General features: G+C 53.5%; 8 protein-coding genes. 5 read left to right on the plus strand and 3 right to left on the minus strand.

What is annotated here, in order from left to right; genetic code table 11:
* Window positions 1-116: 116 nt before the first annotated feature.
* The gene (locus FJ695_RS08160) at window positions 117-10,010 is read left to right on the plus strand and encodes a cadherin domain-containing protein (RefSeq protein ID WP_168206296.1); all 9,894 of its coding nucleotides are present in this window, start codon (window positions 117-119) and stop codon (window positions 10,008-10,010) included.
* 68 nt (window positions 10,011-10,078) lie between these two features.
* Here FJ695_RS08160 and FJ695_RS08165 read toward each other — a convergent pair whose 3' ends face one another.
* Together FJ695_RS08165 and FJ695_RS08170 are read right to left on the minus strand one after the other, a co-directional pair.
* Entirely contained in the window at window positions 10,079-11,509 is a 1,431-nt protein-coding gene (locus FJ695_RS08165; RefSeq protein WP_209010972.1) for a TolC family outer membrane protein, read from the minus strand.
* Between the two features lie 270 nt (window positions 11,510-11,779).
* Window positions 11,780-13,819 (minus strand): bifunctional diguanylate cyclase/phosphodiesterase, encoded by a 2,040-nt coding sequence (locus FJ695_RS08170; protein WP_141184971.1) that lies wholly within the window; start codon window positions 13,817-13,819, stop codon window positions 11,780-11,782.
* Window positions 13,820-14,447: 628 nt separating this feature from the next.
* Here FJ695_RS08170 and FJ695_RS08175 point away from each other — a divergent pair.
* Window positions 14,448-15,116, plus strand: coding sequence for a GntR family transcriptional regulator (locus FJ695_RS08175; protein WP_141184972.1), 669 nt, complete (start codon window positions 14,448-14,450; stop codon window positions 15,114-15,116).
* A 16-nt stretch (window positions 15,117-15,132) separates the two neighbouring features.
* On the opposite strand, the gene FJ695_RS08180 is transcribed toward FJ695_RS08175, so the two are convergent.
* The gene (locus FJ695_RS08180; RefSeq protein WP_141184973.1) at window positions 15,133-16,167 is read right to left on the minus strand and encodes a LacI family DNA-binding transcriptional regulator; all 1,035 of its coding nucleotides are present in this window, start codon (window positions 16,165-16,167) and stop codon (window positions 15,133-15,135) included.
* A gap of 250 nt (window positions 16,168-16,417) precedes the next feature.
* Here FJ695_RS08180 and FJ695_RS08185 point away from each other — a divergent pair, with 250 nt between their 5' ends.
* The 3 genes from FJ695_RS08185 to FJ695_RS08195 all read left to right on the plus strand — a co-directional run bounded on the left by FJ695_RS08185 (window position 16,418) and on the right by FJ695_RS08195 (window position 20,288).
* A complete protein-coding gene (locus FJ695_RS08185) occupies window positions 16,418-17,788 on the plus strand; it encodes an ABC transporter substrate-binding protein (protein ID WP_209010973.1) in 1,371 nt (456 codons plus the stop codon).
* 98 nt (window positions 17,789-17,886) lie between these two features.
* Window positions 17,887-19,140 (plus strand): carbohydrate ABC transporter permease, encoded by a 1,254-nt coding sequence (locus FJ695_RS08190; RefSeq protein WP_141184974.1) that lies wholly within the window; start codon window positions 17,887-17,889, stop codon window positions 19,138-19,140.
* Window positions 19,140-20,288 (plus strand): carbohydrate ABC transporter permease, encoded by a 1,149-nt coding sequence (locus FJ695_RS08195; RefSeq protein ID WP_141184975.1) that lies wholly within the window; start codon window positions 19,140-19,142, stop codon window positions 20,286-20,288. The genes FJ695_RS08190 and FJ695_RS08195 overlap by 1 nt, the downstream gene beginning before the upstream one ends.
* Window positions 20,289-20,320: the final 32 nt, after the last annotated feature.

The raw sequence follows: 20,320 nt of genomic DNA on the forward strand, positions 1-20,320 counted from the left end.
TTTGGAAGTCGCTAATTTACATCAAGATGTAGCGGTTTTTCGCAGAGCTGGGTTGGTTTTTGTTAAGACAAGCCTGCGCGAATTGGTTCCATGATTTAATGGAGCACGTGCGAGCCATGGCTAATACTGACACCCCGAAAACATCTGGCAAACCGATCGACGGCTCGAGTGCAGAGTCTGCGACCCGGGCATCCGCGGAAGCGACTCCGTCAAACGTGGCGCGGGTAGATGCTCAAACCGGAGATCCATATCGGCCGAAAGACAGCAATGATTACACGTTGTCGATTGATCCGGATGATACGGGTGAAGCTACTGTGGCTAACCTATTCCAAGCGGTGCCTTTAGAATATGAGGGAACCGGTGCGGCATTGCACGATGGCGAAGGTCTGGCTGGTGACGGCGGCTTAGATGGTGATGGCAGAGGGGGAGCTCAGCGAAACGGTTTGGGTCTTGACCAAACTGATAACGTTCCACTGCCGGACGGTGAGTTGGATGTTGTAGAAACATTTGATGGTGGCATCGGTGATGCTGGCGGTATCGGTGACGGGGATGCACCGGAAGCCCGAGGCTTGGATGCGGGCCTTTCTCAATTTGATCTTGGTGGGAATGGCATCCCTTCTGGAGATCCGACGATTGGCGATGGCATTGGCGGCGGCGGCGGTGGCGCGGGCCCGACCGACGGCCTGGAAGCGCTTGGCGACGATGATGATGGCGACGACGGCGGTCCGGGCGGTGATGGTGATGACGACGGCGGTGACGATGGTGACGACGGCAGCCCAATCGGCCCGTTGAGCGACGTTAATCCCAGTGACAACATCGTTGAGGAAAACGCTGTCGAGGGCACCCCGGTTGGTGTGGTTGCTTTTGCAGACGATCCGGATTTGGGTGACGACGTTACTTATGAAATCATTGGCAACTCGCCGTTTGTGATCGACCCGGTTACCGGTGTGATATCCGTCGGTCCGGGTGCGGTTATCGACCGCGAAGAGTTTTCTTCGATTGATGTCACAGTTCGCGCGACCTCGAGCGACGGCTCTTCAGTAGAAGAAACATTCACTATCCAGATCGGCGATGACAACACTGAATTCGAAATCGGTCCCGTGACCGATGTGGATGCAGACGCAAACTTTGTGATGGAAAATGCCACCGGCGGGACCGGCATTGATGTCACAGCGTTTGCTGAAGATTTGGATGCAACCGATACTGTCACCTATGAAATTATCGGCGACTCGCCATTCGTGATCGATCCGGTAACCGGTATTCTTACGGTGGCCAACGGTGCAGAAATCGACCGGGAAGAAACACCGTTCATTGATGTAACGGTCCGTGCGACATCCACCGACGGCTCGACCTCTCAGGCGACCTTCAGGGTTGAAGTCGGTGATGAAAACGAGTTCGAGATCGGTCCGGTTATTGATACCGATGCGACTGACAACTTCGTTGAGGAAAACTCCGACGGCGGCACAGTCGTGGGTGTCACAGCTTTTGCTGAAGATCCGGATGCGACGGATACTGTGACTTACGAAATCGTTGGGGATTCTCCGTTCGTCATTGATCCGGTAACAGGCGTGATCACTGTTGCGCCGGGCGCTGATATCGACTTTGAGGCAACACCTTTTATCGACGTAACGGTCCGGGCAACGTCCACAGACGGATCGACATCTCAAGAAACGTTCCGCGTCACCGTCGGGGATGACAACGAATTCGAAATTGGACCGGTTATCGATACCGATGATGCCAATAACTTCGTTCAGGAAAATTCCGACGGCGGCACAGTCGTGGGTATCACGGCCTTTGCCGAGGATCCGGACTCAAGCGATACAGTTACCTATGAAATCATTGGGGACTCTCCGTTCGTCATCGACCCGGCGACGGGTGTGATTACAGTTGCCCCAGGCGCGGATATCGACCGTGAAACAACGCCGTTTATCGATGTGACGGTCCGTGCGACGTCTACAGATGGCTCGACATCGCAGGAAACATTCCGCGTTACTGTTGGCGACGAAAATGAGTTCGAAATCGGACCTGTGACTGATACCGATGCCGATCGCAATTTCGTCTTGGAAAACTCGGACGAAGGCACGGTTGTTGGCGTTACCGCCTTTGCTGAAGATCCCGATGCAACCGACACAGTCACCTATGAAATTGTTGGGGATTCCCCGTTTGTGATTGATCCTGTGACCGGTGTGATTACTGTCGGTCCTGGCGCAGATATCGACCGCGAAACGACGCCGTTTATTGATGTGACGGTCAAGGCCACTTCGACCGACGGTTCAACATCGCAAGAAACATTCCGGGTCACCGTTGGCGATGACAATGAGTCTGATATTGGTCCGGTGATTGATATCGACACGTCGAACAATGACCTCAACGCCGTTGCCGAAAATGGAACCGGCGGCGAAGAAGTTGGAATCACGGCTTTTGCCGAGGATCCGGACGACACCGACACCGTAACGTACTCCACCGACGATCCGCGGTTCGATATTGATCCGGACACAGGCGTTCTGACGGTTAAGCCGGGTGTCAGCTTCGACTATGAGCAGACACAGACGGTCGATGTGGATATCACTGCGACGTCCTCCGATGGCTCGTCATCGACAGGCACATTCACAGTCAACATTCTGGACGTAAATGAAGCGCCGGATCTGGTGTTTGAAACCGGTGATGTCGACGGTGTAAGCGCCACCATCACCTTCACTTCAGAGGGGGCCGGGTACAGCAACACATTCGGTGTGTTTGTCATGGATGGGAGCGGCAACCCGGTTGCCGGTCAGATTATCTGGACCAACGGCAACGAACTGACCCCGGGTGAAATGGCAAATGTGGCGTTCCCGGGTGTAGATGCTGCTGATATCGGCTATTTCCTGATCCCGGATGGCGCGGATCTCAATTCGGGCATTGCTGCCGGCGACATGGTTACCTTCCAAATGGATGGCAGTGGCAATTGGCAGGCAATTGGCCAAAACGGAACGCCGCTGGTCGGCGAGGACGCCAATGTTTACTTCTCAGGCGATGGTTCCCTGAATCCAGATGGGCTGGATCATACTGTTGAAAGCGGCCTCTCAATCGCGTTTGAAGATCAGTTCAATGGCGGTGATGAAGACTTCAATGATTTCATCTTCCAGGCGCGAACGACTGATTTTGAATACCGCACCACTATCGTTGAGGAAGTTGAGGGAGCCGAAGCTGCGCCGTTAACCGTTACGGATCCTGATTTCGGCGACACGCATACATTCACGGTTTCTGATGACCGCTTCGAAGTGGTTGTTTCTGGAAACAAATATGTTCTTAAACTAAAAGACGATCAGGCACTCGATTATGAAACCGAAACGCAGGTTTCTGTCACTGTGACCGCGACGGACAGCGGTGGATTGTCTGACACAGAAACCATCATCATTGATGTCATCGATGTTGATGAAAACACAGCGCCGATAGGCCCGTTATCTGACACGGATGCCAGCAATAATTTGGTTGCCGAGAATTCCGATAGCGGCACTGTCGTCGGTGTGACAGCTTTTGCTGAAGACCCGGATGTTATCGATACGGTCACCTATGAGATCGTCGATCAGGATAGCCCGTTTGTCATTGATCCGAACACCGGTGTTATTTCTGTTGCACCGGGTGCCGACATTGATCGTGAAGCGACACCGTCGATTGATGTGACCGTCAAGGCAACGTCGACGGACGGTTCGACAACAACCAAGACTTTCACGGTTCAGGTTGGTGATGAGAACGAATTCGAAATCGGACCGGTGACGGACGTTGATGTCAGCGACAACACCATTTCCGAAACCGCAGATGGCGGCGAAGATACTGGCATCACGGCGTTCGCCGAAGATGAAGACGCCACAGACACGGTCACCTATGAGCTGACCGGTGGTGATGACCGCTTCGAGATTGACGAAAATACAGGTGTTATCACGGTCAAGGACGGTGCCCAGTTTGATGCTGAAACCGAACCGACTGTCGATGTAACGGTCACGGCAACATCGACCGATGGCTCCTCGTCCAGCAACACCTTCACCATTGATGTCACGGACGGCAACGAGCCGCCTGATCTGATTGTCCATCTTGATAACGCTGCCAATGAACTGGTTATCAACGGCGGATTTGAAAACTTCACGGGCACTTTGAAGGGGACGGACGGAACCGGGTGGTACGACATCCCGGACACTCTGGACGGGTGGAACTATGCCGATGTGGATATCCATCAGTCTGCCCGCCATGGCGAAGGTACGACCGATGGCGACCACAGGCTTGACCTGACCGCCGATGACAATGGGGTCATTTCTCAGGTCATCGAAGGCCAGCTGGATGGCCAAGTTTACACGCTCTCCTTCAATATGAATTCACGGGGCAACACACCAGGGGAAGGTGTTGCTGAAGTTTATTGGAATGGCGAGCTGATCGACACCATTGATCCGACAGATGGCGGCGGTGGTTGGCAGAGCTATAGCTATGATATCGTTGGTGGATCCGGCGATGGATCCAATACATTGAGATTTGTCGAAATCGGCTCTGACAACAGTCACGGCACCTATATCGACAGCGTATCTATCCGCTCCGATGGCCGGATCGCTGTTCTGGAAGAGTACATGGGTGCGGAAATTGCGCCGCTCTCCGTGATCGATCCGGATGTCGGCGACACACACACCTTCACAGTGTCGGATGACCGGTTTGAAGTTGTTGCATCAGATGGCAAATATCTGCTGAAGCTTAAGGACGATCAGGCACTCGACTATGAAACCGAAACACAGGTCACTGTTCAGGTAACAGTCACCGACAGTGGCGGCTTGTCTGACACGGAAACCGTCATCGTCGATGTCATTGATATTGACGAAAACTCGGCGCCGATTGGTCCTCTGTCTGATGCGGATCCGAGCAGCAACATGGTTGCCGAAAACGCAGATGGCGGAACGTTTGTCGGTGTCATAGCCTTTGCGACCGATCCGGATACTTCCGATACGGTCACTTACGAGATCATTGATCAGAATTCTCCGTTTGTGATTGATCCGGATTCAGGGGTGATTACTGTTGCGCCGGGTGCCGATATCGACCGGGAAGCAACACCCTCGATTGATGTCACCGTCAAGGCGACCTCGACGGATGGCTCCTCGACAACCAAAACCTTCACGGTCGAGGTTGGCGATGAGAATGAGTTCGCGATCGGACCGGTGACGGACGTTGATGTCAGCGATAACATCATTTCCGAAACTGCAGATGGCGGTGAAGATACTGGCATCACGGCTTTTGCCGAGGATGAAGACGCCACCGACACGGTGACATATGAGCTCACCAGCGGGAATGACCGGTTCGAGATTGACGAAAACACCGGTGTCATCACGGTCAAGGACGGTGCGCAGTTCGATGCGGAAACTGAACCCACTGTTGATGTGACGGTCAAGGCGACGTCCACCGACGGGTCTTCGTCCAGCAACACTTTCACCGTTGATGTCAGCGATGGCAATGAACCGCCGGATCTGATTGTTGAGTATGGAGGTCTCGGCACCAATCTCATCATGAACGGATCGTTCGAATCCTTTGACGTTGCCAGTGGGACTTGGAAGCAGTTTTCGCAAGACAGCTCCGGTGCCTGGACGAGCAACGGCAAAATGGAAGTCTGGGATGGCTTCGGAGGTGTCTCTGCTACGGAAGGCGAGCAGCATCTCGAGCTGGACTCTGAAACCAATGTCAATTCGATCTCCCAGACGGTCGAGACATCTTTGGGACAGGTCTATGATCTTTCCTTCGACATTCAGGCGCGGACCAACGACGCATCCAACACGGTAGAAATCTACTGGAATGGCGAGCTGCTCTCCAGCGTCGATCCGGATGCTGGTAGCTGGCAAACGGTTGAGATCCAGGTTGTCGGAACGGGCGGCAATGATGTCCTTGAATTCCGCGAAACCAGCGAAGACAACAACACTTACGGAGCGTTCCTCGACAACATTCAACTCACCGGAACGGACCGGATTGCAGTTCTTGAAGAGTTGGAAGGCGCCGAAGTTGTTCCACTTTCGGTGATCGACCCGGATGTTGGCGATACGCACACCTTTACTTTGTCCGATGACCGGTTTGAAGTGGTTGCGTCAAATGGCAAGTATTTGCTGAAATTGAAGGACGATCAGGCGCTCGATTACGAAACCGAGCAACAGGTGACCGTCCAAATCACTGCGACAGACAGCGGCGGCTTGTCCGATACGGAAACCGTTATCATCGATGTCATTGATGTTGATGAGGGTTCTGAGCCAATTGGTCCTCTGTCCGATGCAGATGCCAGCAGCAATCTGGTGGCAGAGAATTCCGATAGCGGCACCGTCGTAGGCGTCACAGCCTTTGCAACGGATCCGGACACTTCCGATACGGTCACTTACGAGATCATTGATCAGAATTCTCCGTTTGTGATTGATCCGGATACAGGGGTGATTTCTGTTGCGCCGGGTGCCGATATCGACCGGGAAGCAACCCCGTCCATTGATGTGACAGTCAGAGCGACTTCGACCGATGGTTCGTCAACGACCAAGACCTTCACGGTTGAGGTTGGGGACGAGAACGAATTTGCCATCGGTCCGGTGTCTGACGTTGATGCCAATGACAACACCATTTCCGAAACCGCAGATGGTGGTGAAAACACTGGCATTACAGCTTTCGCTGAAGATGAAGACGCCACAGACACAGTCACCTATGAGCTGACCGGTGGTGATGACCGCTTCGAGATCGACGAAAACACCGGTGTTATTACAGTGGCGGACGGTGCGCAGTTTGACGCCAGTGGTGAGCCGACGATCGATCTGATGGTTCAGGCCACATCAACGGATGGGTCGACATCCAGCAAGACGTTTACCGTCGAAGTCACCGATGGCAACCAAGCACCAGACCTCATAGTCCATCTTGAGAATGGTTCGCAGCAGTTTGTCGTCAACGGCAGCTTCGAAGTGTTCGATGGAACCTTGGGCGGGCGCGACGGCTCTGGCTGGTATCAGAATCCGGATTCCATCGAGGGCTGGACTTACAATGATGTTGATGTCCACCAGGCTGGGCATGGCAACTTCGGTGCGACCGATGGTGGTCACCATCTGGATCTTGCGGCTTTGACCAATGGTTGGGCCTCGCAAGAGATTGAAGGCCAGCTCGAAGGTCAGGTCTACGAGCTGAGTTTTGACATGAAGTCCCGTGGTGGGGTCGGTCAGAGTGTTGCCGAGGTTTACTGGAATGGTGAACTCATCGACACAATTGATCCTGCCACAACAGGCAGTGGTTGGCAGAGCTACAATTTCAACATTGTGGGCGGCTCCGGCGACGGCTCCAACACATTGACCTTTGTCGAGATTGGATCTGACAACAATGGCGGTGCGCTGATCGACAGTGTTTCCATCGTCTCTGACAACCGCACGGCTGTGGTTGAAGAGTTCGCGGGCGCCGAGATCGCACCCTTGTCGGTGATCGATCCGGATGTGGGTGATACGCACACCTTCACTGTGTCCGATGACCGGTTCGAAGTGGTTGTATCCGGCGACAAGTATATGCTCAAGCTGAAGGACGACCAGGCACTCGACTATGAGACGGAAACTCAAGTCACGCTCGAGATCACTGCGACCGATCAGGGCGGCTTGTCCGACACTGAAATTGTGGTCATTGATGTGATCGACATTGATGAAGCCAATGCTCCGATTGGCGATCTCGTCGACACGGATACAGCGGACAACACCGTTGCAGTCAATGCCCCTGGTGGAACGGTGATCGGTCTAACGGCTTTTGCGAACGATCCGGATGCCGGGGATGCGGTATCCTATTCGATCACAGATCCAAGATTTGAGATCGATCCGGATACCGGAGTTGTCACTGTTGCGGACAATGTTGATTTCGATCCAAATCAGACACCGTTCATTGATTTGGAGGTAACGGCGACTTCGACCGATGGATCAAGTGTTACAGAAACCTTCCGCATTGATGTTACCGAAATGAACACTGCACCGGATCTCGACTTTGATCCGGAACTTGGCGCAGGCGTCTCGGTCACCATGACTTTTGTTTCTGAAGTCGCGGGTTACAGCAATGTGCTGGGTGTCTTCATTATGGACGGCAGTGGCAATCCGGTTGCCGGCGAAATCGTCTGGGTTGACCAGAATTTGCTGACACCAGGAGAAAGCGCAACTGTCTATCTTGAAGGTGTAGATGCTGGTGATGTTGGTTATTTCCTCATTCCGGACGGTGCCGACACCAATTCCGGGCTGGCGAGCGGCGATCAGGTTACCTTCGCACAAGACGGCAGCGGGAATTGGCAGGCGTTTACTGCGAACGGTGTGCCGCTCGACGGCAAAGACGCCAATGTCTACTTCTCCGGCGACGCATCCCTGAATCCGGACGGATATGACCACACCACAGAAATGGGTGTGACCGTCAGTTTCGAGGATCAGGTCGATGGCGGTGACATGGATCATGATGATCTGGTCTTTGATCAGACCGTTTTTGAAACCGATGCGACTGCTGCCGTCTATGAAGAGCAGGCTGGCGCTGTCGTGGGCGACTTGACCGTCGTTGATCCTGATGTTGGCGACAGTCATACATTCTCCGTTTCCGATGACCGCTTTGAAGTGGTGTCCAACGGCAGTTCGTATGTGCTGAAACTTAAAGACAGCGACGCGCTGGATTACGAAACCGAAACACAGGTGACCGTCACCGTGACAGTGACCGATAGTGGCGGCTTGTCGGATACCGAAACCATCGTGATCGACGTGATCGACGTCGAGCCGGAAGATGGCAACGTGCCTGTAGGTCCGGTGCGTGACTCCAATACGGCGCAGAACCTGGTTGCCGCGACTGCCGCAGCTGGTGCAGTTGTCGGTCTGACCGCCTTCGCTCAGGATGCTGATGCGGGCGACACGGTGACTTATTCGATTGATGACGACCGTTTTGACATCGATGAGAACACCGGCGTTGTCACGGTTGCGGACGGTGTGACGCTGACCGCAGGAGAAACCATCAATGTTAACGTAACAGCGATCTCGAGCGATGGCACTCAGTCGAGTGCAGAGTTCCCGATCGAAGTGACGGAAGGTGGCGACAACACGGCTCCGGACCTGATCGAAGGTGATGCAATCTACACACCGGACAACAAAGGTGGCCATACCGATGACCATCATGATGACCATTGGGGTCACCATCACGATGGGCCGAAGGGGCAACATGATCATGATGACGATGATGATGACGATGACGACGACGATGGCGATGATGGCAGACCGCATGGGCATACCCATGATGCCGGAGTTTACGTGCTTGAAAACGAAGCAGGTGCAGGCGTTGTCGAACTCACCGTCGTAGATCCGGACGTGGGCGACACGCACACGTTTGCAGTTTCGGATGATCGCTTTGAAGTGGTGTCCGATGGGGACGCGTATCTCTTGAAACTCAAGGACGGCGTTGCGCTCGACTATGAGAACGAGCAAAGCATCACGGTGAACGTCACAGCAACGGACAGCGGTGGCCTGTCGGACACTGAAAGCATCACGCTGGATGTTGTTGATGTCGATGACGACAGCTCGGTCAGTGAGTATGGCACCAATCAGGACGATGTCATGGTTGGCGGCGATGCGGATGATGCCCTCTACGCCCGTGGCGGTGATGATACGGTCATCGGCCAGGATGGCGATGACTTCCTATCCGGTGGATCGGGCGATGATGTCATCCGTGGCGGCGAAGGCGATGACACCACACTCGGCGATGACGGATCCGATGTGTTTGCCTATATGCTTGGTGATGGCAATGACACCATCTATGGCGGCGCTGGTGAAAACTGGATCGACATTGTCGACCTGGGCGATGCTGCTGACGGAACGCCGCTTGGTTCCTATGGGGCAGACTGGTCTGTGACCACGACCGAAGGCTCGATCGAAAACGTTGATGCTCTCAATGGCGAGATCACCCTGTCTCAGGATGCCGGAGGCCATATTGATTTGGCTGATGGCGCCCAAGTCGATTTCTCAGAGATTGAGGGCATTCAGTACTAAGCCAGCGTTCAATCTGAAGCCTGGAAAGAAAAAGCGGACCTGTAAGGGCCCGCTTTTTTGCTTGAAACCTATTGGATCGGGGCAGGTAGCTCTGTCTCTATAATCACAGGTTCTGTCGTGGCGATCTCGATAACATCAGATTGATAGATGTCGTTTTCTGTCGCTCCGAGGCGGAGATCCCAGGTGTTGAATTCCGGAACAATTCGAGCCACAGGACCCGGGCGTTCCTCGATAATGGCAAAGTGTTGTGGTGCCAGCCTGCCGATATTGGCAAGCAGGAAGAAATCCGCAATCTTCGCGTCGTACTGTGCCCGGACATAGTCGACTTGGCTGAGCAATAGTTCCCGTTCACCATCAAGAACATTCAACAGGGTTCGCTGACCACTTTCAAATTCGACCTGCAATCCTTTGACGGCGCGTTTGTTGGCTTCAATCGCCCGCACGCCGGCTTTGGCTCGTAAGCGCGCTGCCGCCCGCTGCTTCACCGCCCGGATAACATTCTCCCGGATGATTTGCTGCGTATCGTCCAGCTCATATTCTTCTTGCGAAGCCGTGTATTTTGCGCGTTTGACCGCAGCAACGTTCCGTCCGCCGGTAAAGAAAGGCGCCGTGACCCTGACACCGAGCCGGTAGTCTTCGGTGTCCGTAGTGCTCAGATTACCACGATAGCCATTTTCCCAAGACCCTTCCAACGTGACACGTGGCAGCATGTCACCGATAGAGGCTCGTGCCGCATAGCGGGCCGCGCGGGCGTCGTTTGTGGCGGCGCGAATGGACGGGTTGTTCTGGAAAGCAATCGTGATTGCATCGTCAAGACCGGCGGGTTCGATCGATTTGGGAATTCCCGGCCAGCCAATTTTGCCAGGCTTTTGTCCCGTCAGCCGTTCATAGAGGGCTTCGGATGCTTCCAGATCGCCAACGGCCTGGTCGCTGTTGCCTTGGGCTTCAGCATAGCGAGCCAAAGCCTGCTCGATATCGGTGCGGGTGGCGTCGCCGGATTTGTAGCGCGCGCGCGCGGCGTTCACTTCCCGCTTCACAATCCTGGTGTAGGCCCGCAGATAAGCCAAGACGCCACGGTCACGAACGACCCTGAGATAGGCGTCAGCGGTATCGAACAAAAGGGTCTGTTCAGCTCCAATCAACTGATTGCGGCCTGACTGAGCTTCTTCGTGCGCCTGATTGAGGCGGTTCACACCGGCAAAACCTTGAAACAGGGTCTGAGACATAGAAACGCCGAGTTCGTGAAAAACGGATCTATCGCTTGATAGCGTGTTTCGCTCATTGCGGAATGAATTGTGCTCTCCGACGTAGGTTCCGGTTACCGTTGGCAGGAACTCAGAGCGAGCAGTCCAGACACCTTGATTGGTGGCTTGATAGCGGGATCGCTCAGCCTTCAAACCCGGATTGACTGCATAAGCTGCGCCCATTGCTTCTTCCAGAGATTGCGCAGCGGCGGGAAATCCGGATAGCAGCATGCTGACCAACGCAGCGCTGGCCATGAGTATGCCTGACAACTTCTGCAAAGATGCAGCAGGGTGTTTGTCAGGATTTGAAGATGCATGTGGAATTGTCATAGCAGCACCAAATTCGTTATCTGCTATTACGGTAAAGTTTTATGGTTAATCAAAAGTAATTGTAATCGAATATTTATAGTTAATTTTTGTAAACTATATTGCAAAAATGATAATGTCACAATTCACTATATAGTGAATTTTTGAGAATTATTTATTGCTGCGGATATTTGTTCCGTCTTTAGAAGTCTATCATGCTTAACCAGCGCGTCTATGTTTGTCTTTTTCAGTAGATTTGATTTGTGACGGCAATAGATGTTTACCGAACAGAAAGCCTTGTACTTCCTGACAACCGACTTCTTTTAAAAATTCGAGTTGTTGCTCCGTTTCAACACCTTCAGCAATTACGGGAATGCCGAAACTGTGACCTAAAAGAACTGCGGACCGGAGGATTGCCCGGGCTTGCGAACTGGTTTCCAGGGATTGGGTAAAGACCCGGTCGACTTTCAATTTGTCGAAGGGGAATGCCTGCAACGTGTTCAGGGATGAATAGCCAGTCCCAAAATCATCCATTGCCACCCGAATTCCCATTTTTTGCAAGGCTTCAATCGTTTGCGAAACCCGTTCGTGATCTTCGATCGGGGTGCTTTCTGTTAATTCAATTTCGAGCCGATGCGGGCTTAAGCCAGTTTCCATCAAAACAGTCGAAACAAGCCCGGAAAAATCACTTCTTGAGAACTGATACGGCGATACATTGACCGAAACGGTTACTGGATCGTCCCAATTGGCCGCTTCCCGGCATGCTTCTCGCAGAACCCAAGCGCCGATATCGAGAATGATTCCCGAACGTTCAGCGATCGGAATGAAATCTTCGGGTGGAATGTAACCTTTTTCCGCATGCCGCCACCGTACCAGCGCTTCATAGCCAATAAGGCGACCATTTTGGGTCTGGTTTTGTTTTTGGAACAGCAAACTCAGCTGATTTTCGAAGGTGGCATTGCGTAAATCGGACGCCAGGGCGGCTTCCCAGAGATTATTTTCTTCCATGCCGGTTACATACGGCTGGATGGCATTTCCGCCGACGGCTTTGGCCTGTTTTGCAGCAAGGTTTGCGCGCTGAACCAGGTGATTCAAATTCTGGCCGTCACGCGGATAGATGGCCAGGCCAATACTGCATTGGACAGACAGGCGGTAATTCTCCGTCTGGATCGGACGCCGCGCCAATTCGCGAACCTTACGCGCGAGGGCCGTGGCATCATCGGGTGTCTCGACCGATGGGTCGATGATCAAGAACTCGTCACCATAAAACCTTGCTATCACAACAGGGTCGCCGAACTGAGCTCTAAAGAGGCTGGCCATGCGGCGCAGAACGGCGTCACCAGTGGAATACCCGTGCAGGTCATTGATTGCCTTAAATTCATCCAGGCTTACCAGAACGACCGCGCAGATCGTCTCGTTGTCTCGCGCTTCTTTTAGCAGTTGCTTGGCAACATTTTCGACATAGTGGCGGTTCGGTAGATGCGTTAGATTATCTTGTAGCGCCAGATGATGGTAAGCGCGGCGGGCGGCCTGTTTGCGGAAGTTTTCCAGAAGATCTCCAGAGCATGTGAAGGCCGCGCAAAGTGCGGATACCAGAACGGCCATTGTCAACGCCTGGGACGTCGTCAACAACTCCATGCCTGCCGGAAACCAATGTGGAACAATGGGCAGATTGGTGACCGGAGCCGTCAGGAACGCCGCAGCAACTGGCACTGCCATAATTGCGGCGGAGACTTTGATCTGACCTTTACCTGCGGTGCGGAGAGCCAATCCGAACAGTACTGAACCTAAACCCGCGCCTGCGACGAACGGCCAAAAATAGGATGGAAGATCGGCAGGAGTTGCGCCCGCGACCTTAAAGGACCGCTCGACAAGCATAAATGTGGCTGCAGCTGTCGATCCGAAAACTATGCCGCTCAAGGTCAAAAATAGCCGGAGGTGCTTTTTCAATGAGAGAGCAAAACTGGCAAATGTGCCGGCAACAGCCAGGAAAAGTACAGCGAGGATACTCGTCATCTCAAAGCCCGACTGGGCGGTTGTGACCTGTGCAGAGATTGCAAACACCGCTGCAGCCCAAAGCGATGTACCCATCACAAGGGCTGTCCAGAGCAGCCAAATAGTCCGCGCTCCGCTGCTGTCCTTGCGGAATTTCCCGGAGGTTTGCAAGGCAAAAACGGTACCAGCCAAGCAAATCGCAAGCGAAAGTAGCAGAAGTATATAATCGTATTTTGACGAGAATATCGCTATCGCCAAATTCATAAACGCCCCCAGGTAATTGCCTTTGTTTTAGATGAAAAGTAATAACAAACAGTATTGATCGACTATGTCTAAGGATGTTTTGCATTATTACTTATTGTTATTTCTTTCTAATATTTGTTGGCTGAGTTAGCCGTTTGCATTGTTGAAAGTTCTAATGTCGCAACGGGAGCCGGAATTTAGTGTGAAATGTTCGATATCTCCGGGCGTATTTCCGCCATGCTACAAATGCGTCAGCCAGTGCGCTAACTCGGTGACAGGCCAGAAGTCTGCGTTGTGCAGCTGACGTTTCTCGGTAATTTCTGAGAAGAATTTGGCTTTTGCGGGCCAGATCCCTAGAGAAAATGCCCGATTTTGAAGTTTATTTTCGGACTGAGGAAAATTGGTAAATATGAATTTTATCAATAGTTTATGAGGATATATGTTTGGCGCATTCCCTTTGGGAATGCTGATCAATAAAATCTTAATAGTATAATTTGCGATACGGAATGAATTTGGCGCCAGAAACGTGTCTCAGCAAACTAGCTGCCAATGGTTCTCGCACTTGCCGCAATTTGTGTGGGCCGGTTTTGCTTGTGTCTGATTCAAACGGTTGTTTGCGCCGTTTTCATTTGTTTAGGTACGCCCCAAAATGCTTGCCCGCGTCAAAGAGACCCGCGTCGACAACGCTTACGAAAAACTCAAAGCTGATATTTTGCTTGGAGAATTACCTCCTGGCTTTCAGGCGCCAGAGCCTGAAATTGCAGCCCGTTTGCAAATGAGCCGGACACCGGTTCGTGAAGCGCTGATCCGTCTGGAAACCGAAGGTCTGGTCGTGTTGATACCAAGGCGCGGTGCTCGGGTGCTTTCCATGAATGTTCAGGATCTCGTTGAGGTCATGGAAATTCTGGGAGCTTTGGAAGCGCTCGCTGCCGCGACGATTGCCCACCAGGGACTATCAGCGGATGTTTGCGCAGAGATGGAGAGCGTGCTTGACGCGGGGTCTGCAGCTTTGGCTGATGGCGACCTTCTGGCGTGGGCCGAATACGATGCCCGGTTTCATCGGCTCCTGGGGAAGTGGAGCAATCGGCGTCTGGAGCGGGAAATCGGATTGCACCTGGATCAGCTTCACCGGGTCGCCCGTGTGCTTGTCCGTATGAACGGGGCGCCGGTTGAGCAGCCAGAGGATCATTTTTCTCTAATCCGTTCAATGAAGTCCGGAAATGCAGCTGAGGCCGCGGCAATTGCCCAGAGCCACCGGGAAACTGCTCTTTCTAACATGAAGGCGCTGTTTGAAAGCAGCGGTGTCACCCATCTGTGACCTCTTGGGCGTCGGGTTAGCGTTGAAGTGGGCCGGTTGATTGCCCGGTGATCAGCTGAGCTTCCAAATGCAGTGACGCTGGGCCGCTGGCGGGATTGGAAATCAGGTCCAAGAGCATTTCAGCAGCCTTTTGACCTGCATACCGGACAGAGGATCTGGTGCAGGTGAAGATGGGCACCTCTCCGCTATTTGGCAGGAATGACAGAGCGTCATCATGTGTGACGATGGAGACGTCGGTGCCGACTTTCAGGCCGCACTGACCGATTGCCCTTGCGACGCCGATTGCCGAAATCATTGAGGACACCAAAAAGGCCGTCGGCGGATTGCTCGAATTCAGCATTTCCATCGCGCTGTCACAGCCATAGGGCTCGGTCATGTCGGCGCTGCGCATCAGGTCCGGATCGGGCAAAAAACCGCGGACTTCTAGCGCATCCTGGAAGCCTTGGCGCCGGCGGTGGGCAAAATCCATATGTTCCAGCCCGTTCAGCAGCGCTATTCGTGTGTGCCCTAGATCCAAAAGGTGCGATGTGGCGCGTTCAAAGGCTTGTTTGTTGTTCATGTCGATCCAAGACGTCTCGCTCTCAGCGCCGGGTACGCGGCCGTGGATGACAAATGGCAAACCTAATTCCTGAAGCAATTTGTGCCGGTATTCGTTTGTTGATGGACCGTGAACAATAACGCCGTCGGCTTTTTTACGCGAGGCAATTTGCCGGTAGGCGTCGTCCTCCTGGTGATCGTCCACGACGGACAAGATCATGTCATAACCATGTTCGGAATAGGTTTCGCCAGCCCCGGCAATGAACTCCAGGAAGATGGGGTTCATCATTTCATGAACCGATTTGGGAATCACATGGCTGATAGCCATGGCCCGGCCGGTCGCCAGGCGCCTTGCCTGGCTGTTGGGCGCATACCCAAGTTTTGCCGCCATTTCCGACACACGTTTGCGGGTGTCCGCATTGACTTCCGGATATCCGTTCAGTGCTCTACTGACCGTGGTCTGGGACAGATTTAATTTCTCGGACAGTTCCTTGAGATTGATACCTTTGCTCATTCCTATCCCAAACACTTGTCTAGCAATACATTCAACCGGTGAAACCTGATCCGTCACAATAATTCGCCAGCTGTTTTCTTGACAAGGCTTGTTGAGAAAGTCATGGTTGTCAAAAATTCAAAGCGCTTTGAGTGGCCGGATTTGGGGATCCATTGGATGGCATTCAAGGTAAGGGCTGTGCTGTTGATTGATCAGCTTTGCGACTTCAGGTTGAATGGCTTGAGGTGGTGAGTCGTCTGGGAGGAAAGACATGATTTCACGGTTGTTGATCCGTTCGTCCGGGTCGGTCCTTGCGTTGTCTCTGAGTGCAGGTGTTGCGCTTGCAAGCGATGATCTGACGTTCCCTCCGGGCGAAGGTCCGTTTAATTGGGACAGTTACTCAACATGGGCTGAAAACGCGCCGGACTTAAGCGGGCAAACCGTGACCATCGCTGGTCCCTGGTTGCAACCGGAGGATGGGTTCTTCCGTAACGTTTTGGCCTACTTCTCCAAAGCGACCGGCGCAGAGGCAATTTACACCGGTTCGGATTCCTTTGAACAGCAGATCGTGATTGATGCCGAAGCTGGAGCGGCGCCGAATGTCGCGGTGTTTCCGCAACCGGGATTGGCGGCCGAAATGGCTGCGCGCGGCCTTCTGACGCCTTTGCCAGCGTCTATGAAGTCGTGGGTCGCGGAGAATTATGGCGCAGGCGAAAGCTGGGTTGATTTGGGTACTTATGCTGATCCGGAGGGCAAGGATCAGCTTTACGGCTATTTCTACAATGTAAATCTGAAAAGCCTCGTCTGGTATGTCCCAGAGAACTTCGAAGATGCTGAATACGAAGTTCCCACGACGATGGAAGAGCTGAAAGAGCTCACTGAGCAAATTGTCGCCGATGGCGAAACACCCTGGTGCATCGGACTTGGATCGGGGGCGGCGACTGGCTGGCCAGCAACTGACTGGGTCGAAGATATGTTGCTGCGGACACAGCCGCCGGAAGTCTACGATCAATGGGTTGCCAACGAAATCGCCTTTGACGATCCGCGTGTCGTGGCTGCGATCGAAGAATTCGGTTGGTTTGCGCGCGACGATGCAAAAGTGGCAGGTGGGGCCGGCACCGTCGCGTCGACCGACTTCCGCGACAGTCCGAAGGGCCTGTTTTCTTCACCGCCGCAATGTTATCTGCACCGCCAAGCTTCCTTTGTACCGGCTTTCTTTCCTGAAGGTGTCGAATTTGGCGCTGATGTCGACTTCTTCTATCTGCCTGCCTATGCGGCGAAAGATCTCGGCAATCCTGTTCTGGGTGGCGGTACCTTGATGGCAATTACCAATCCGTCAGATGCGACGGCCGCGTTGATGGAATTCTTTCAGCTGCCGATCGCCCATGAGGTGATGATGGCGCAGTCCGGCTTTTTGACCCCGCACAAGGGCGTCAATCCGGAGGCCTATATGAACGACACTCTGCGCGGTCAGGGCGAGATTCTGGTCAACGCCACGACCTTCCGCTTTGATGGGTCAGACCTGATGCCGGGCGGCGTTGGTGCCGGCACTTTCTGGACCGGCATGGTCGATTACACTGGTGGCAAGGACGCTGCGACCGTGGCAGGTGAAATCCAGAAGAGCTGGGACGCCCTCAAATAATCAATGACAGGCGGCCTCTAACAAGAGGCCGCCGTTTCTCAAAGATCACTGGTCCTAAAAGACTGCCTGCTGGTTTCAGTAGGCACATCAGCTGAACCATGGGGGCGGCAGTGTTTGCAGATAATCCAGCGCTACTGGGCCTGGTGACCATCATCCTTGGTGTTGGTGCCTGTCTTGGGTATTTTTTTCTGTCCAATCTGGTTCTCGACAAGGTGATCTTTCCGGCCAAAGGGGAACATGCAGGCCGGAACATAAACCGCGCCAATCTGGTCAGGCCCTGGTTGTTCTTGTTCCCTGCTTTATTCGCGCTGACCCTCTATCTCGCCTATCCGGTTTTTGAGACATTGCGGCTTTCGCTGACCGACAGGGCGCAGGGAGGGGCTTTTGTCGGCTTCGACAATTACCGGCAAATGATGAATGAAGCGAAGTTCTGGGAGGCGGTTCGCAACAACATGCTGTGGTTGATCGTGGTGCCCGCTTTGTCGACCGCCTTTGGGCTCTTGGTGGCACAGCTGACCGATCGGATCCGCTGGGGCAATCTGGCAAAATCACTGATCTTCATGCCGATGGCGATTTCCTTCGTCGGCGCGTCCGTGATTTTCAAACTGATCTATGACACGCGGCCGGCCGATCAAAACCAGATCGGAGTGTTGAATGCGATCTGGTTGAAGTTTGACGGTGGGATTGGGTCGATCTTACTGCTTCAAGTCCTGCCAACGGTGCTGCTTTTGGGTGTGGCCGGCGTGACAATCTACGCCGCTTGGGCGTTGGTTCGCGAAGGTGTCGCAGCAAATCGCCAAAGGTCTCTTTTGCAAATGATGCTGCGCGTTTTGGCAGCGGCTGGTGGACTGTGGCTGGTCTGGACATGCCTGAGTTTTGTAGGTGGTATCTGGATCGATGCATTGCCCTATGGCGCACCGCAGACCTGGCTGACCATTCCCTTCTGGAACAATTTTTTCCTGATGGCCGTTCTAATCTGGATCCAGACCGGCTTTGCCATGGTGATCCTGTCAGCAGCCTTGCGCGGCATTCCCGAAGAGACAATAGAAGCGGCGATCGTTGATGGGGCCAATCCGTTTCAGATCTTTTTCAAGATCAAGGTGCCGCAGATCATGGGCACAATCGTTGTGGTCTGGACAACCATCACGCTCACTGTTCTGAAAGTCTTCGACATCGTGTTTGCCATGACCAACGGACAATGGGAGACGCAGGTTCTGGCCAACTACATGTATGACAAGCTGTTTCGGGCCAACGATTGGGGTGTTGGGTCTGCAAGCGCGATTGTCATCATGCTCCTGGTTACGCCGATCCTTGTCTGGAATGTCTACAACGCCCGCAAGGAGATGCGCTGATGGCTAATGTTGCGGGCAAAAAATCTGGCCTGACTTGGGCTGTACACATCTCCGTTACCCTGTTGGTACTGTTGTGGCTGTTTCCAACGATCGGCTTGTTCGTATCATCCTTCCGGACCGGGGATCAGATCTCTTTGTCTGGCTGGTGGGCCGCGCTTTTCCCAACGGAACAAAACGACGTTTATCGTGCGCTCGATCCAGACGATCACCGTGTCGCAGACGGCGATCTGTTTGTGGTCACGGGCAACATTTTTGAAGATGGTCCGCGTGATATCCGGGCCTGGGGTGTGTCTTCAAAGAAAATCTCCGCATACCAGCCTGGTGAAACTGCTGAAATGAAGGGGGGCGAAACGCTCACGCTGCAGCCTGATGGCAGTTATGTTTGGCGTGGCAATGACAAACAGATTTCCGGGCGCGGGCAGCGGATTTTTGTCACGGCGCAAGTGCCGCCAGAGTTCACGTTAGAAAATTATGCGACGATCCTATTTTCCGGCAGTGGCCAGGACAACATGGCGAAGGCCTTCTTCAACACGCTGACCGTGACTATCCCGGCCACAATCATCCCAATCGTGATCGCCGCCTTTGCTGCCTACGCGCTGGCCTGGATGGAGTTTCCCGGGCGCGCGCTTTTGATTGCGGCCATTGTCGGGCTTCTGGTTGTGCCCCTGCAGTTGGCGTTGATCCCATTGCTGCGGTTTCACTTTGGTATCGGAATAGGCAAGGGTTATCTCGGCGTTTGGCTGGCTCATACGGCTTTTGGCATGCCGCTCGCGGTCTATCTTTTGCGCAACTACATGGTCGGGTTGCCGCGGGACATCATCGAGAATGCCAAAGTTGACGGGGCGACGGATTTTCAGATCTTCACCAAGATCATTCTGCCCTTAAGTTTTCCGGCGCTTGCGTCCTTTGCCATCTTCCAATTCTTGTGGACCTGGAACGATCTCTTGGTGGCCAAAGTGTTTCTCATTGACGCCACCGGCTCGACGACGGTGATGACCAACCAGATCGTCGAACTGTTGGGCACCCGGGGTGGCAATTGGGAAATCCTGGCAACTGCGGCCTTCGTATCCATCGCCGTGCCGCTGGCTGTTTTTTTCGCGATGCAGAGATATCTGGTGCGCGGACTTCTTGCTGGATCGGTCAAATAATATGAACAAAAACAACGTCGGGGAGCTGCCTG

Source organism: Labrenzia sp. PHM005 (assembly GCF_006517275.1).
Taxonomy (GTDB): domain Bacteria; phylum Pseudomonadota; class Alphaproteobacteria; order Rhizobiales; family Stappiaceae; genus Roseibium.

What these genes read in the sequence shown, in the direction of transcription:
- FJ695_RS08185 (WP_209010973.1), top strand. Translation starts at nt 16,418, where the DNA reads ATGATTTCACGGTTGTTGATCCGTTCGTCCGGGTCGGTCCTTGCGTTG.
- FJ695_RS08190 (WP_141184974.1), top strand. Translation starts at nt 17,887, where the DNA reads ATGGGGGCGGCAGTGTTTGCAGATAATCCAGCGCTACTGGGCCTGGTG.
- FJ695_RS08170 (WP_141184971.1), bottom strand. Translation starts at nt 13,819, where the DNA reads ATGAATTTGGCGATAGCGATATTCTCGTCAAAATACGATTATATACTT.
- FJ695_RS08160 (WP_168206296.1), top strand. Translation starts at nt 117, where the DNA reads ATGGCTAATACTGACACCCCGAAAACATCTGGCAAACCGATCGACGGC.
- FJ695_RS08195 (WP_141184975.1), top strand. Translation starts at nt 19,140, where the DNA reads ATGGCTAATGTTGCGGGCAAAAAATCTGGCCTGACTTGGGCTGTACAC.
- FJ695_RS08180 (WP_141184973.1), bottom strand. Translation starts at nt 16,167, where the DNA reads ATGAGCAAAGGTATCAATCTCAAGGAACTGTCCGAGAAATTAAATCTG.
- FJ695_RS08175 (WP_141184972.1), top strand. Translation starts at nt 14,448, where the DNA reads ATGCTTGCCCGCGTCAAAGAGACCCGCGTCGACAACGCTTACGAAAAA.
- FJ695_RS08165 (WP_209010972.1), bottom strand. Translation starts at nt 11,509, where the DNA reads ATGGCCAGCGCTGCGTTGGTCAGCATGCTGCTATCCGGATTTCCCGCC.